Annotated in this window: 13 protein-coding genes; all 13 read right to left on the bottom strand. The window is 54.0% G+C overall.

All coding sequences use genetic code 11. The features are described from left to right. Nucleotides 1-67: 67 nt before the first annotated feature. The 13 genes from B2X55_RS05875 to B2X55_RS05930 all read right to left on the bottom strand — a co-directional run bounded on the left by B2X55_RS05875 (nt 68) and on the right by B2X55_RS05930 (nt 12,293). Nucleotides 68-658 (bottom strand): hypothetical protein, encoded by a 591-nt coding sequence (locus tag B2X55_RS05875; protein ID WP_286821281.1) that lies wholly within the window; start codon nt 656-658, stop codon nt 68-70. A 283-nt stretch (nt 659-941) separates the two neighbouring features. Then, nucleotides 942-1,964, bottom strand: coding sequence for an RNA-directed DNA polymerase (locus tag B2X55_RS05880; RefSeq protein ID WP_286821283.1), 1,023 nt, complete (start codon nt 1,962-1,964; stop codon nt 942-944). Nucleotides 1,965-2,337: 373 nt separating this feature from the next. Then, nucleotides 2,338-3,558 carry a hypothetical protein gene (locus B2X55_RS05885; protein WP_286821284.1) on the bottom strand — a complete coding sequence of 407 codons (1,221 nt, stop codon included), beginning with the start codon at nt 3,556-3,558 and terminating at the stop codon, nt 2,338-2,340. A 15-nt stretch (nt 3,559-3,573) separates the two neighbouring features. After that, the gene (locus tag B2X55_RS05890; RefSeq protein WP_286821285.1) at nt 3,574-4,356 is read right to left on the bottom strand and encodes a phage tail protein; all 783 of its coding nucleotides are present in this window, start codon (nt 4,354-4,356) and stop codon (nt 3,574-3,576) included. Nucleotides 4,357-4,370: 14 nt separating this feature from the next. Then, nucleotides 4,371-5,099, bottom strand: coding sequence for a phage tail protein I (locus tag B2X55_RS05895; RefSeq protein WP_286821286.1), 729 nt, complete (start codon nt 5,097-5,099; stop codon nt 4,371-4,373). Then, nucleotides 5,092-6,210, bottom strand: a complete 1,119-nt coding sequence (locus B2X55_RS05900) for a baseplate assembly protein (protein WP_286821287.1) — start codon at nt 6,208-6,210, stop codon at nt 5,092-5,094. Before B2X55_RS05900 ends, B2X55_RS05895 begins: the two co-directional genes overlap by 8 nt. Then, a complete protein-coding gene (locus tag B2X55_RS05905) occupies nt 6,200-6,514 on the bottom strand; it encodes a GPW/gp25 family protein (protein ID WP_286821288.1) in 315 nt (104 codons plus the stop codon). The genes B2X55_RS05900 and B2X55_RS05905 overlap by 11 nt, the downstream gene beginning before the upstream one ends. Then, nucleotides 6,514-7,053 carry a phage tail protein gene (locus B2X55_RS05910; protein ID WP_226867787.1) on the bottom strand — a complete coding sequence of 180 codons (540 nt, stop codon included), beginning with the start codon at nt 7,051-7,053 and terminating at the stop codon, nt 6,514-6,516. Before B2X55_RS05910 ends, B2X55_RS05905 begins: the two co-directional genes overlap by 1 nt. A 2-nt stretch (nt 7,054-7,055) precedes the next feature. Then, nucleotides 7,056-7,376, bottom strand: coding sequence for a PAAR domain-containing protein (locus B2X55_RS10870; protein WP_226867786.1), 321 nt, complete (start codon nt 7,374-7,376; stop codon nt 7,056-7,058). Nucleotides 7,377-7,409: 33 nt separating this feature from the next. Then, nucleotides 7,410-7,823 carry a phage baseplate assembly protein V gene (locus B2X55_RS05915; protein WP_226867785.1) on the bottom strand — a complete coding sequence of 138 codons (414 nt, stop codon included), beginning with the start codon at nt 7,821-7,823 and terminating at the stop codon, nt 7,410-7,412. Continuing rightward, nucleotides 7,813-8,790 carry a phage late control D family protein gene (locus tag B2X55_RS05920; RefSeq protein WP_286821290.1) on the bottom strand — a complete coding sequence of 326 codons (978 nt, stop codon included), beginning with the start codon at nt 8,788-8,790 and terminating at the stop codon, nt 7,813-7,815. The genes B2X55_RS05915 and B2X55_RS05920 overlap by 11 nt, the downstream gene beginning before the upstream one ends. A 31-nt stretch (nt 8,791-8,821) precedes the next feature. Next, nucleotides 8,822-9,073: a tail protein X gene (locus B2X55_RS05925; protein WP_349678236.1), complete on the bottom strand. Its 252-nt coding sequence runs from the start codon at nt 9,071-9,073 to the stop codon at nt 8,822-8,824. Then, nucleotides 9,018-12,293 carry a phage tail tape measure protein gene (locus tag B2X55_RS05930; protein WP_286821292.1) on the bottom strand — a complete coding sequence of 1,092 codons (3,276 nt, stop codon included), beginning with the start codon at nt 12,291-12,293 and terminating at the stop codon, nt 9,018-9,020. Before B2X55_RS05930 ends, B2X55_RS05925 begins: the two co-directional genes overlap by 56 nt. Nucleotides 12,294-12,376: the final 83 nt, after the last annotated feature.

Below are 12,376 nucleotides of genomic sequence, written 5' to 3' on the forward strand. Positions count from 1 at the left end.
GCAGCGGCTTGCGGCACCTGATACAACGGTAAATCATCTTGATGGCCATTTCTATAATCTCCCTTCATCACTTTTCTTTGGTTGCGGCATATTCGGCGTCATACTGGGCGTCGATTTGAGTCATAAGCTTTTTGATGCTTTCCTGGGTTTCCGTATCGGCATGGATGGCGGCGTCTACGTACTGATTGTACAGCTCTGCTTTGCTCGCGGCATACTTTGCATCAAGCTCTGCTTGTTTCGCTGCTGCCTCTTCGCTGGTATCATTTTTTACGATCTCCGACGTAACCGCATCCGCATACCCATCTTTCTTCATGAGTTCGTTCAGCTCGTCCACGCTATCCCCGGCATCAATAAGGATCTGTTTCACTTCGTCCTGTGTCAGGCCGAAAAGGTTGATTTTCGCGCTTGGATCATCTACATATTCCTGCTCTACATATGACGCCCCGGCTGGCGACTGGCTCTTGATGACGCGGTGCGTGCTGTCTTGCATAAGCCCGTCCAGGCTATCCGACGTCTTCAACGTGTGCCAGGTCTTGCAAAAGAGCAGCGCACGCCAATCTTTTTTCCACAGTGAGAAATCAAAGTTCTGGCGGACAAAATCATAGTCTTCTCTTGTCTTCAGTTCTGTCGGGTAGCTTGATGCTGGTAAATTTCCCATGAATATCACTCCTTATGAAAATGTGTAATAACTGTTTACTTTCTTGATTGTTGTTACGAAAAGAAGCTGATCAGAATATTGCTCAATCTGGCGTTCTAGGATGATAGAATTGGTGAATACTACGTATGTGCGTCCATCGATTTCAATCTGCAATTCCACACAGTGCTTTCCTTGGACGGCTCGGCTATCAAATTTTCGCCACGCCTTAACGATAATCTCGCGGTTGAACAATTCAGAGATATGGATTTTATCTCCATCAAGGCCAGTTTCCTCTTTTGCAAAATCACTGAACTTCTTTATAGCGCTTCACTTCCTTCCACAAGTCGTCAATATGAGTCGCCATCGTGTAATGGTGACTATTTGCGTGCTTGATCCATCCCTTTGCCGATGCAATTTTAGCAAGTGCCTGGTCTTTGCTGATTCTCCCATGCTTCAAAAGGTACATTGTTTCTTTCAGGTGCTTCTTGATGCCTTTCGCCGTCCGTTTCCTCACAAGTATGTAGCGTGGGAAGTGGCGATAGCCGAGAAAATCGACACCATGAGATACCGGAAACAGCTCGCACTTACTCAGCTTCAATTTCAGTGTGTCCTGCAGATATTTCGGCAGCCATGCGCGAATCCTTCGCAGCTCTTCTTTATCGAGTGAGAAGAAACAAAAGTCGTCGCAGTAGCGGATATAATCCTTTACGCAAAGTTCATATTTCACTTTCGTATCCAATTCATTGAGATACAGGTTCCCGAACCACTGACTCAAGTAATTCCCGATCGGGACATTTGTCTGTGTATTCGTACTATCAATAATCTCATTCAGCAGTGCTATGAGACGCTTGTCCTTAAACTTATGCTCCAAGATACTTTTCAGGACATCGTGGTCGATTGATGGGTAGAACTTCGATATATCACACTTGAGACAGTACAGATTCCGGCGCACCATCTGCATACATCTTTTACTTCCTGCATGCTGTCCCTTTTCTTTGCGACAAGCATAGCTGTCGTAAATCATAAAGCTGTCCATGATTGGTGCCAAAACGTTCATGATCGCATGGTGCGCAATCCTGTCCGGGTAAAACGGTAAAATATAAATTGTCCGCTCTTTTGGCTCATAGATCTGCTTGGTAGCGTATTGAGATGTATGATAGGTTCCGTTCTCCAGCATCTCTTTCAAGCGCATAAGGTATTCATCGCAGTTTTCTTCCACAATTTTGACTTTATCCTGATAATGTTTTCCCTGCGCTGCTTTATAAAAAGCAACTCGCAAGTTGTCCATATCGGTTATCTTGTCGTATAAATTCCCATAGCGTTTCATTTGATTCTCCATTTTTTAATCCCGCTGACGTTCGATTTCTCTACACTAGCCCGCGGGCAATCTCCGTTGTGTGTTCTGCCTTCAAAAATCATCCAGCAAGGCCTCTGTACTCAGCTGAGGAGTTTTGGCTAGACGGATATAGCCTATATAAATAGGTCCCCATATCAGACGCGCCCCGACCAGCGTTGTTGTCATTCCGGTTAGCCGACAGGTTATTACCATTGACCGACCGCGAGCCACAAGACGACCTGTCATTCCAGTTCGCACCGACGAGCAAGCGATAGCACAGAAGCCTATGAAATTTTTGCGCGAGCGACTTGCGACCGCACTACGTGCGGTTCGGCTTGTCGTCCAGGCGGCCAGAGGCCAGCGATCAGAGAGCCGCCGACCTCAGCTCAGACGCGCCCCGACCAGCGTTGCTGACAATCCGGCGAGCCGACAGGCTAAGACCATGGACCGACCGCGAGCCACAAGACGACCCGTCAACCCAGTCCGCACCGACGAGCAAGCGAACAGGTCCAACGCCCCATGTATTGCCATACTTTGTTTTGTCGCCATCTACTTCCGCGTCTCCTACTCTGTTTCCTGGATCCCACGTATAATTTTCGAGATAATAGCTTGTATCATTTGCCACGAGATTTGATGCTCCGGCCTTCGCTGGCACCATTGAGATGTCGCCACACCACTGCCACTGCACGCCTACGCAATCTTCTACGCCGTAGTTAGAAATCATACGTCGGCCTGCGGTATCTACATGGCCTCCGGTCGTGCCCGGATCAGCCGAGCCCGCAATGTTGGTTTTCTCATTCGAGCCTTTTGCAAAATCGACAAATTCATCGCGCCAGATAAGTCGCTTCCCGAGCTTGTGGAAGTATTCTACGAATTTTTCGCCATGCCACGGCACCGGCGAATAGCCATCCTGGATTGTAGCGCCGTACTGTGATACAAGCTTCGAGCCATCCCATCCTGCAAGGTAGATGTCCACCCAAGCTGTGCCACACCACACCATTCCGGCATTCGATGCGATTGCCCTCCACTTGAGGTCCCACACGGATGCCGGCAAGATGTCGCCGGTCACGTACCCCGAAAGAGCGTGGCCGCTGATCGTGCCCACGGACTTACAAAGGCAGTGGAAGCCGCCAATCTGGCGGACATTGCCTGCAGTATACCCAGTCGGGCAGGTGGCGTTTGCCGACAGTACAAAAGCGGGTACGTTGCCAGATTGTGGCTTTGCTGCATAAATATAGAAATCTTTACCCGCGCGGCTGGCCGCCGTTGCATATGTGCCGTTATCCCAAGCTGTCGCAGAATTTAAGTCCAGTACGCAGTCAGCAGCAGAGACGCAACCCGCGCCATTAATGTTAATCCAAGTCGGCGCAATCGTTATCTTTGTCTGTGCCGGTTTTGGCAGAGACGCACGCTCGTAAAATGCCGGTGACGTTGCCGTGATGATGCTTGATCGTACATCAATGTTCTTGTTGATGTCGCCGTCCGGTGTGACCAGCTTCTTCGTATATACATTCCCCCATGGTTTTGCTTCTGTGCCCAAGCTGCCTTCTCCAGCCGCCCGCGGGACAAAATTTCTCGTTGTCATGCTATTCCTTCTTTCTTATGCTCTCGGCATAATATCGCCGCTATCATCAAGCTCAAAATTCACGGAGTAAATCGGATCATCTGCCGGCTCGATGTCTCCAGTGTCATTTATGTCAAAAAATTCGCCGTCCGATGTGTAAAGGCGGTTCACGACCCATTCAGCCGAGCCGTCTTTGATGTGATCTCCCAGCTTTGCCGCCGATAAGTCAAGCAATGTTGCTCCGGTCGTGCCAGCTGTCACGCACTCAAGCCTGAAGTTGTGCTGTAGCAACTGCGTGTCATAGAGCAAGTCCCCGGCTTTGTAGGCCGTGTTCCGCAGCACAATGCCCAAGCTGTCCGCCAGGATCGCATTCGTCACCAGTCCGGCCGGATCTATCGTTACCTTGATGGTGCTGGCATTCTGCACCGCGATGTTCATCGCATACGTCGCCGACGCTTTCAGTTCTGCGCTCTTCGGCGGGATGTAGTCTGGATTGCTATCCAGGCTGATCATGTACAGGATTTCGCCAGCATCCGGGTCTTTTGCAAAAAGCCCCCATTCGCGCGAGTAAAATCCCGTTTCAACATTTGTTGTAAGGATGACGCCCGTCACTTTGCAGAGTCCGTTCGACACTTTTACTGCGCTGATTGCCAATTCCGCCCTCGCGCTTACGAGATCGGTCAGATTGTCTACTTCCGCGCTCGTCTCATTCCCGTCGCCCAGCTTTATCTTTGTCAGTTCGAGCTTGGTGCCAGATTCTACTTTCAGCTGCAGGGCGCGGCCTGCTGCGGTCAGTACGCCGCCGCTCCAGTTCGCCATATCCTTTCCTCCTTCTAAATTTCATTAGTCTTGCATACATAAGGGATAGATGTCATCCCTATTGGCACATTCACCGTGCTGTCGCTTGCGATCTTCGGCGCAACTTCTTCCGACTTCACCATGGTGAGTCCTGCGCCAATGTAGATAGCCGTGGAAGTTTGCGCGTTCTGGATGGGCTGCGGGATGATTTCGTAGGCACTTTCTTGTGATAATACTTGACCGAAAAAAGCCGTTCCTTCTGTCTCTCGTCGAAAATTAACAACATCCAGCCAAGACCTCGCGTTCTTATTCGTGTCAATGGCCTTCGCGACAACTGGTATATCTGCTTCTCGTATCGTTTCTGTCGTCGCAATGTCGACGCGGAAACATCCCGGTGAGCCGCCATACTCGAACCACTCTTCAATATGGGCACTTCCCCAGACTGCTTTAAGCATCTTCTCGACCGCCGCCGGTGTTCCTTTAGTTCGATGCCAGGCAATCGATTCTTTAACCAGCCGCCTTTTTGTTGCAATATCCAGCCCTAGCGGCTCATAAAAATCTACATGCCATTGCCAAGCCAGCAGGTCTACCACTGTCTCCGGCAGCTCATCCAGGCGCGGTAAATGCAGCGTCTCTGCCGTTGCCCTCGTCACCGCTTGCAGCTCCACATCTAAGGCTCTGGCCGCCGCTGACACTTGCGGATCCTCCAGCAGATTGCTTGGCAGAATGTCAAGCAGGCTGATGCTTGTTAAGTCTTTAATCATCTTCCAAGCCCTCGAATCTTGCGCCTATCGTGCCCGCTACAGCTACCTGCGCACGTGTGATGGCCATGTATTCCGGCTCTGTGATTTCCGCCCGCTTGACGCCAGCGCTGCGCAGTCGGTAGTAAAGTTCCGTAGGGTTTACATCCCGCCCCAGCTTCGACTTCTGCCACAGCACATAATCTGCTACAGCCTGTTGCGCCGCCCGCTGGATGTTCGCCGCCTCGGTTGCATCGCTTCTGTCAATCCAGTAAGACACTGTTACGTTATACGTCACCTTCGTCGGAGGCTTTACGGTCACTTTATCCGTCAGCGGGCGTACCGTCCTGTTATTCAGCGCCGCGCTGATTGTTTCCAGCAGCTCGCTCCCAGGCACTTCTCCCCCCGTCAGCAAAGGGTATACAACCACTTCCGTCGGTGCTGGGCTATCTACTGATACATCTGTTACTAAAGCGCTCGACTCTTTCGTAAAGTATTCGTAGGCTCCAACAGGGCCAGCAGTCGAATACCGTTCCGGCGCTTCGTGGATTCGCTTCCGGAAGCTCTCATCATCCTCTTCATCCGCGCCGCCCGCGCTGGCAGTCGTATTTTTTACCGTTGCGACAAACGGCACCGGATCAGCCAGTCTGTTTAGCTCTCCGGCCAAGTATCCGTTCCCTTTCGCCCCCGTTTCCGTACATGTAGCTCTTGCATCCACTGACATTTCGCCGGATTTTATGACCGCCGCATCGTCCAAGGCAAACAGGGTGCCATCTCCTGCCGTCACACGTGTTCCTTGTGGTATCAGGGTGGCTGCTCCTCTGGCCGATGATACTTGCAGGCGAATCGTTGCTGTAGCTGCCGACGGCTGCAGGCGATATGTGCCGGTAAGCGCACCGATATGATCAAGGTATTCGCCAGTGGCAAAAGCCAAGAGGTTCTGCTTGGCTGTCGCGTCGATCAATATCCTTTGCTGGATTATGAGTGCTTCAATGCCCCGAAGGAAGAGTCGTAGCGGGTCTGCGCGGGCCAGTTTGCGCCCAAGCAGCCCCTCGACGGTCGTTATGATGTTTCCCTCGATCGTCTGTGGGTCTGATTCTGCAAATATGATATCTGGCAGGTTTTTAAGTTCCATCAACCTCAATCCTCACTTTCGCCTGCAGCTCTCCATCCTGCTCGCTGCCCTCATATCCGACAGACACCACCCGCGCGCGAGGCTCATACCGATGTACCGCATCGACAATTTCGGCCGTCATACGCGCCTGGGCAGCGGCCACCGGCAAATCAATCAACTCTCCATCTACGCCAAACTCCCGGTCCATCGGGACGGTCTTTTTCAACGTAGTCAGCACCATGCGTACATTCTGGGCTACTTCTTCCATTGTACTTTTCGGCGCAAAATTGATATTTTGCTGTTCTGTGGTAATGTCCAGCTGCATCATACCCCTCCTTGCACTGCCCCTGCTGCCGGTGATGACGGAACGTATTCTTTCAGCGTGACATCAATCTGTGTCATGATGACGCGACCGTTATTGTCAATCGTATCGACTGACTCCCCTACACTCTCGACGACCCACGGATATTGTCCTACAGTCTGATTGCACAGCACAAAATACATGGCTTCGCCTGACTCGCATAAGTTCCTTACTCGGTCAGCCTCCGCCGTCGGATTGATACCTAAAGACGCTGATAGCTGCATCGTGAAGGTGATTTCTGCCACATCCGGGCCTATATACTCCAGCATCGGCTTATTCCCAATCAAGTTATGCGTCGCGAACCTGGCTTTGTGTGTCCGCTTCAGGTCGCGGAATGTGCGTACTTTGCGACTCGACACCTCGAAAACAATACTGCCCAGAGAGCCGATTGGTGCCGACAATCCCCAAGATGACAGCTTCCCGCGCCAATCCCCCGGCAACATGGATAGTCCGGCTGCCAGCTTCTTCTGGTAGCTCCCTGATATCCCCGATAGAAATGACATGATCACCCTCCTATGAACACATTTCCGCTCCCTGTCGTGTGCGTTCCACCTTTACCGCAGCTCTGGCATGTTGTGGCGTCACCAATGCGAACAGCCGCCCGCCCGTTGACGAATACCGTCCCCGAGCCGCCTGTGGTAGCAAACGTGCCACCATGCGGGCAGTTGCATGGGCCCGTATCGCCTTTCCGATGCGCTCCCAATCCGTTGATGAACACATCTCCGGACACCACGGCATTTGTCCCCGTTCGGCTATGCGGGCAGTCCGGTAAGCCCAAATCACACGTTCCGGTTTCTTGATCTCCTTTTCTTGCTGCCGCCGGCATTGCTTCCACCTCCCGTACCCAAGTTGGGCACAATCAGTTCAAATTGATGGTTGCTCCCTTGATAATGATGGCACCCGTCACATTTACCGTCAGCGTGGAGCTTCCACGGTCGTACTCGATATACGATCCATCTGCAAAGTCCAGCCGCATCACGTCCGCGCTGGCGGCCTGTGGCGGCTGCTTGTCGGTAAAATATGACCCAAGTATCCAGCCGGTTGAAAAATTCTTGTCGTTGTTGGCAAAAAGGCAAACCGCTTGGTCGCCGATGTCCGGCACCCAGTAGTCTTTATTTTTCCCGCTGAACCGATGCATGATGTGGAGTTCCGGGCTGCTCGTGCTGTCCTTGTCGTCAAACGTCACGCGTGCTGTATCACGTTCAGGATACACCGCTGAAACAGTTCCTGTCCGCACCATACCGCGCAAGGCCCGTTCTACGTCAGTAGCCATCAATAACCCTCCTCAGTTCAATCTTTGTGGTATAGCCATTCCCGATATCATGCGTGCTGCGCGTGATCAGGTACTTGCCATCGTAGTTGTGCCATCCATGGAGCTGGACGGTGTTGCTGGCGAGTAGGGCAAAATTCCCCATCATGGTCAGTGACACAGAAACCTCTTCCAGATTCTTTTCGTGGAGCTTCTTCTTCGCCAATTTCTCTGCTGCTTCCAGCGAATCCACTTTCTCGTTCACCTGAAGCGTCTGCCCCTCTTTCCGGTTCGGATCCGTGAATGTGTATTCGATCAACTCGTCTTTTTGCGAGTGCTTGTACTTGACATGGCACGCTTTGTAGATGTCATGGATGGTTGTGCGGCAGTCGAAGGACAATACTTGGTTCTTCCATATCTCCATGACGGGATCCGCTTGCTCGTACTTCGCAATGTCGAAGACTACGATCTTCTCGTCCGTAACTTTTAGCGCCAGGCCGGCATCTTTGCAAAGCTTCTGGAGAAAAGACAGGTCCGTTTGCTCCGACTGCTCGGCACGCTCCTGGATGGGATCGTCATCCGCATCGTAATAGCTTTCCATCCCGGCGCCATCGGCCACATCCTTGATAATCTGCGACAGCTTCACCTTTTCCCATGCCCGCGTTTTCTCGACGCTGCGCAGGTTGGACGAATTCGGTATGGATATTAGCTTGATCTTCGCCTCGTTCGGCGGGCCAGTATTCGTGATTTCGTCAACCTCGAATTTCCCAAGCGGGAGCGTGCGGTTATCGCCGGACGCTTCCCAATCGCCTACGCCAAGCGTGACAGTCATGATTGCCCCGCGGTCCGGCATCCAGCCGCCCTGCCAGAGTTCCTCTCGATCCTCCAGGGTTATTTCTGCGCTGTCTGCCTCGCCGCTCAGTACCTCCCGCACTGAAAAAGACTTTAGGAAGCCCGCCAGATCTGCCGAGATGTCTTTCCCGTCGTACATGCAGTAGACAGCTGCTGTCCTCGCTTTCATCCTATCGCCTCCATGGTGGCAAGGTGGATATCGTCTCTCCTGCCGGTATCTCCGGAACTGTCAAGACTACCCCCGCCGAAAATATCGCCACGTTTACATAGGCACGGTTGGCGTTCATCAGCTTTGCCACATAGTCGCAGGAGCCCATTTGCTCGTAAGCAATCAAATCCCATGTATCACCGCTCTTGGTCGTGTACTCACTCAAAAGCCAGCCGCCCCCTTTCTCGCTTGTAGGCTTCCATCTGCTCGGCAAAGGACTTCTGCACCTTGCGTCCAGCGTCTAAAACGGCCTGGCGCACCCTGTGCGGCTCTTCCTGCCCGTAAAAGTTCAGCGTAATGTTGATGGGAGGCGGCTCTATCGTTCCAGCGTTGCCTCGCTCTCGCCCTTCATCTGGCCGGATTATTGTCCGCTGCCCGCTTTCGCGTATGGCCTCCACAGGCGGCGGCTCTGCCGGGCGGTATTCTTCCACGGCCGTCCTCGTCACGGCCTTTGGCGCTTGTGGCCGGATCTGGTTCACGGTCCTTGCATACGATGGGACTGCCTGGTAGCCTACATTCTCATCCTTGTCGCCACCGACCCCCAGTATTCTGCCTGCCATGCGCCATAATCCTATCGCCCTCGCAGAGCCGTCCAACGGTATGGCTGCCTCGTCGCTCTCTTCGGCAAATGTCGTAAGGAATGCGCCCTTGCGGTAGATGCCGCCGCGGGCATTGCTGTCCACCTCGACTTCTTCTCCACCGCCGCCACCACCGCTGCCCAGGCCAGAAATGGCACTCGCGGCCGACCTAACAGCTGAAACGATGTTTTGGATGGTGCCGACAATTGCGCCGCCCACGGCCGACGCAATACCGGCCATGGCGTTGAATGCGGCAGAAACAGCGTTGCTTGCGCCGTCCCACGCCGCACTCCAGTCACCGGCCAAGACGCCCGTGATTGCCTCTACAACCCCGGCAATGATACCGATCAGTCCCGTGATGATAGACGCGATGACGTTCACCGCCATCGTTACCGCCCCAACAGCGACCTCGGCAAACACAATGAACGCCCCAATCAGGACGCCGCCCAGGACCTGGGCCACAGCTCCAATGGCTGACAGCAAGGTGTTGAACGCCCCGCTGTTTGCGGCCACGGCTGCGCCGATTGTCGCAAACGCCGACATGATAGTTGCTCCCAGAGCCGCCAGCTGCGGCCCCAGCACTGCTACCAGCTGGCCGAATACCATCTGCAGGTTCGTCAAAGCTGGTTGTATCATCATCCATGCATTCGAGAATGCCGCTGTGATCTGATTCCAGAGGCCCATGAAAAAAGGCCCTACCATCGACCAGTTCGAGTAAATCAAGTAGGCTGCCCCCGCTATGGCAATCAAAGCAATGCCGAGCGGTGAGAACATCGCCGCCACAGACGCGCGTCCTACTGACAGGATTGCTGTCCCCAGCACCCTGAACGCCGCTCCTGCGGTTTGCAGCGCCCCTGCCAGGCTGAAACTGCGCACCATCGCCAGGACGGCACGGGCCGCGTTCCCCGCGCCGCTGGCAATCATGCGAGCATTGCTGACTACGGCCGCTGCCGCCGCCTTCATGACGGATATACACCCAGCCCTGAAGCTCACCAATGCCGACATCGCAGATGACACACCACCTCGAATACCTGTATTGATTGCCTGCCCGACCTCTGCCCACGTAATGGCTCGCAGCTGAGTGAATACCGCCATGGCTCTTGCACCAAACGCCCGGTACATCTCACCATTCAGCAGCGGCCTGAGCGCGGTCAATGCTCGTCCCGCTCCTTCTGTCGCCGCCTTGAAGAGGCCCTGTACGATGACATTGTTCTTCATCGCCAGATACAGCCCCATGGCTTCCGCCCGTGCATATCCATATACAGCGGCAAGTATCTGCACGCCTCTCGCGCCAATCATAACCCCTGCTGCGGCTGCTCCAATCGAGCCAAGCCCGGCCACAATCCCTTCGTGTGCCTTTACCCAGCTGGACGCTGCAGCGGCCATTGACGACATGCCTTTCAGGGCCGTCGTCAGCGCTGGTAAAAAGACATTGCCGACAGATATGCCAAGCCCTTCCATGGCCGACTTTAGCTGGATGAGCGCGCCCTTTGCGTTGTTCATCATGGTTTCAGCCATCTTTTGGGCTTCGCCATCACAGTTTTCCATCTGGTCGACCAGATCATTAAAAGTCTCCGGGCCTGCATCCAAGACGGCCAGCCACCCTGTGGCGGCTTCCGTGCCGAATATCATCTTGAGTGTAGCCAGTTTTTCCTCTTGTCCCAGGTCTGCTGTCTTGTCCCTCAGTTCCGTCAGGATTGCGGACATCTTACGCGGGCCGTTCGTATCCGACATGCTGATTCCCAGCGATTCCAGGGCTGCTTTGGTTTCCTGCTGCTGTGCCGTGATGTCCGACATGGACATGCCGAGTTCCTGCATGGCCTTTGTGGCCTGCTTTGGCGGCCCAGCCAAGCGCAGGAAGCCCGAGCGTAATGCCGTACCGGCCTGGCTTGCTTTAATGCCGCTGTTCGCCATCAAACCGGCAAGTGCTGCCGTCTCTTCCATCGACGCGCCAAACGCTTTTGCAACCGGCGCGGCGTACTTCATTGTTTCACCGAGCATTTCCACATTGGTATTCGTGCGTGTAACGGTCACGGCGAAGACATCGGCCATGTGGCCCGCTTGATCGGCAGAAAGCCCGAAGGCGGTCAGGTCATCCGAAACGATATCCGCTGTACGGGCAAGGTCTGTGCCGCCCGCCGCAGCCAAAGCCAAGAGGCCGGGCATGCCCGCAATAATCTGGTTGGCGTTCCAGCCAGCCATACCCAAGTAGCTCATTGCGTCAGCTGCCTGCGTCGCAGAAAACTGCGTCGTTTCGCCGAGCATGCGCGCGTTCTCTGTCAGCGCTTGCATCTCGCTGCTGTTGGAGCGCGTGATTGCCTGAACTTTCGACATTGCCGCCTCGAAGTTGGCTGCCGTCTCCACCGCACCGATCAGCGGGGCCGCAAACATGGCCGCCGTCGAAACCGTGTCCATCATGCCTGCCTTTGCATCGCTCAGGCGTGTGCTTGCCGACGCCCTAGCCGCCCGCGCGGCGTTCATCTGCTGCATGGCCGCCTGGGTTCTCTGCATCTCCCCTTGGAGCCTCTGGAGATTGGCGCGGTACTCTGACGCGCTCATGCTCGCACTCTGCATGGCCTGCGCCGCAATGCGCACACCTGAGCGGAACTGGCTCTCTGAAATACGTCCTGCTTGATACTGGGCTGTCAAGGCCGACACTCTCGATCTATATGCCGCTATGGACGCTTGCGATGCTCTCCACGCAGCATCAAGCTGACGTTGTTCCATCTTGACGCGCCCTGATTCTTCTTTCAGGCGACGCATGGCGTTCGCTCCGCCACTCATGGCGGCCGAAAACCCTCCGCCAAGCGCTGCATTGATCGCGAAAGATATTGCAAAAATCTTTCCTGCTGCCATGCTCTCACCTCATTTTTCTGATATAATATAAGTAAAGAAACTTCTGAATGGAGGCGCTTATTATGATTTCGTTCCTGCTGTAC

This window comes from Mitsuokella sp. UBA4253, from assembly GCF_002395285.1.
Taxonomy (GTDB): Bacteria; Bacillota; Negativicutes; order Selenomonadales; family Selenomonadaceae; genus Mitsuokella; species Mitsuokella jalaludinii.

Coding starts and splice junctions, on each gene's coding strand:
- B2X55_RS05885 (WP_286821284.1), bottom strand. CDS start 3,558: ATGACAACGAGAAATTTTGTCCCGCGGGCGGCTGGAGAAGGCAGCTTG.
- B2X55_RS05890 (WP_286821285.1), bottom strand. CDS start 4,356: ATGGCGAACTGGAGCGGCGGCGTACTGACCGCAGCAGGCCGCGCCCTG.
- B2X55_RS05920 (WP_286821290.1), bottom strand. CDS start 8,790: ATGTACGACGGGAAAGACATCTCGGCAGATCTGGCGGGCTTCCTAAAG.
- B2X55_RS10870 (WP_226867786.1), bottom strand. CDS start 7,376: ATGCCGGCGGCAGCAAGAAAAGGAGATCAAGAAACCGGAACGTGTGAT.
- B2X55_RS05880 (WP_286821283.1), bottom strand. CDS start 1,964: ATGAAACGCTATGGGAATTTATACGACAAGATAACCGATATGGACAAC.
- B2X55_RS05905 (WP_286821288.1), bottom strand. CDS start 6,514: ATGCAGCTGGACATTACCACAGAACAGCAAAATATCAATTTTGCGCCG.
- B2X55_RS05900 (WP_286821287.1), bottom strand. CDS start 6,210: ATGGAACTTAAAAACCTGCCAGATATCATATTTGCAGAATCAGACCCA.
- B2X55_RS05895 (WP_286821286.1), bottom strand. CDS start 5,099: ATGATTAAAGACTTAACAAGCATCAGCCTGCTTGACATTCTGCCAAGC.
- B2X55_RS05930 (WP_286821292.1), bottom strand. CDS start 12,293: ATGGCAGCAGGAAAGATTTTTGCAATATCTTTCGCGATCAATGCAGCG.
- B2X55_RS05915 (WP_226867785.1), bottom strand. CDS start 7,823: ATGGCTACTGACGTAGAACGGGCCTTGCGCGGTATGGTGCGGACAGGA.
- B2X55_RS05910 (WP_226867787.1), bottom strand. CDS start 7,053: ATGTCATTTCTATCGGGGATATCAGGGAGCTACCAGAAGAAGCTGGCA.
- B2X55_RS05875 (WP_286821281.1), bottom strand. CDS start 658: ATGGGAAATTTACCAGCATCAAGCTACCCGACAGAACTGAAGACAAGA.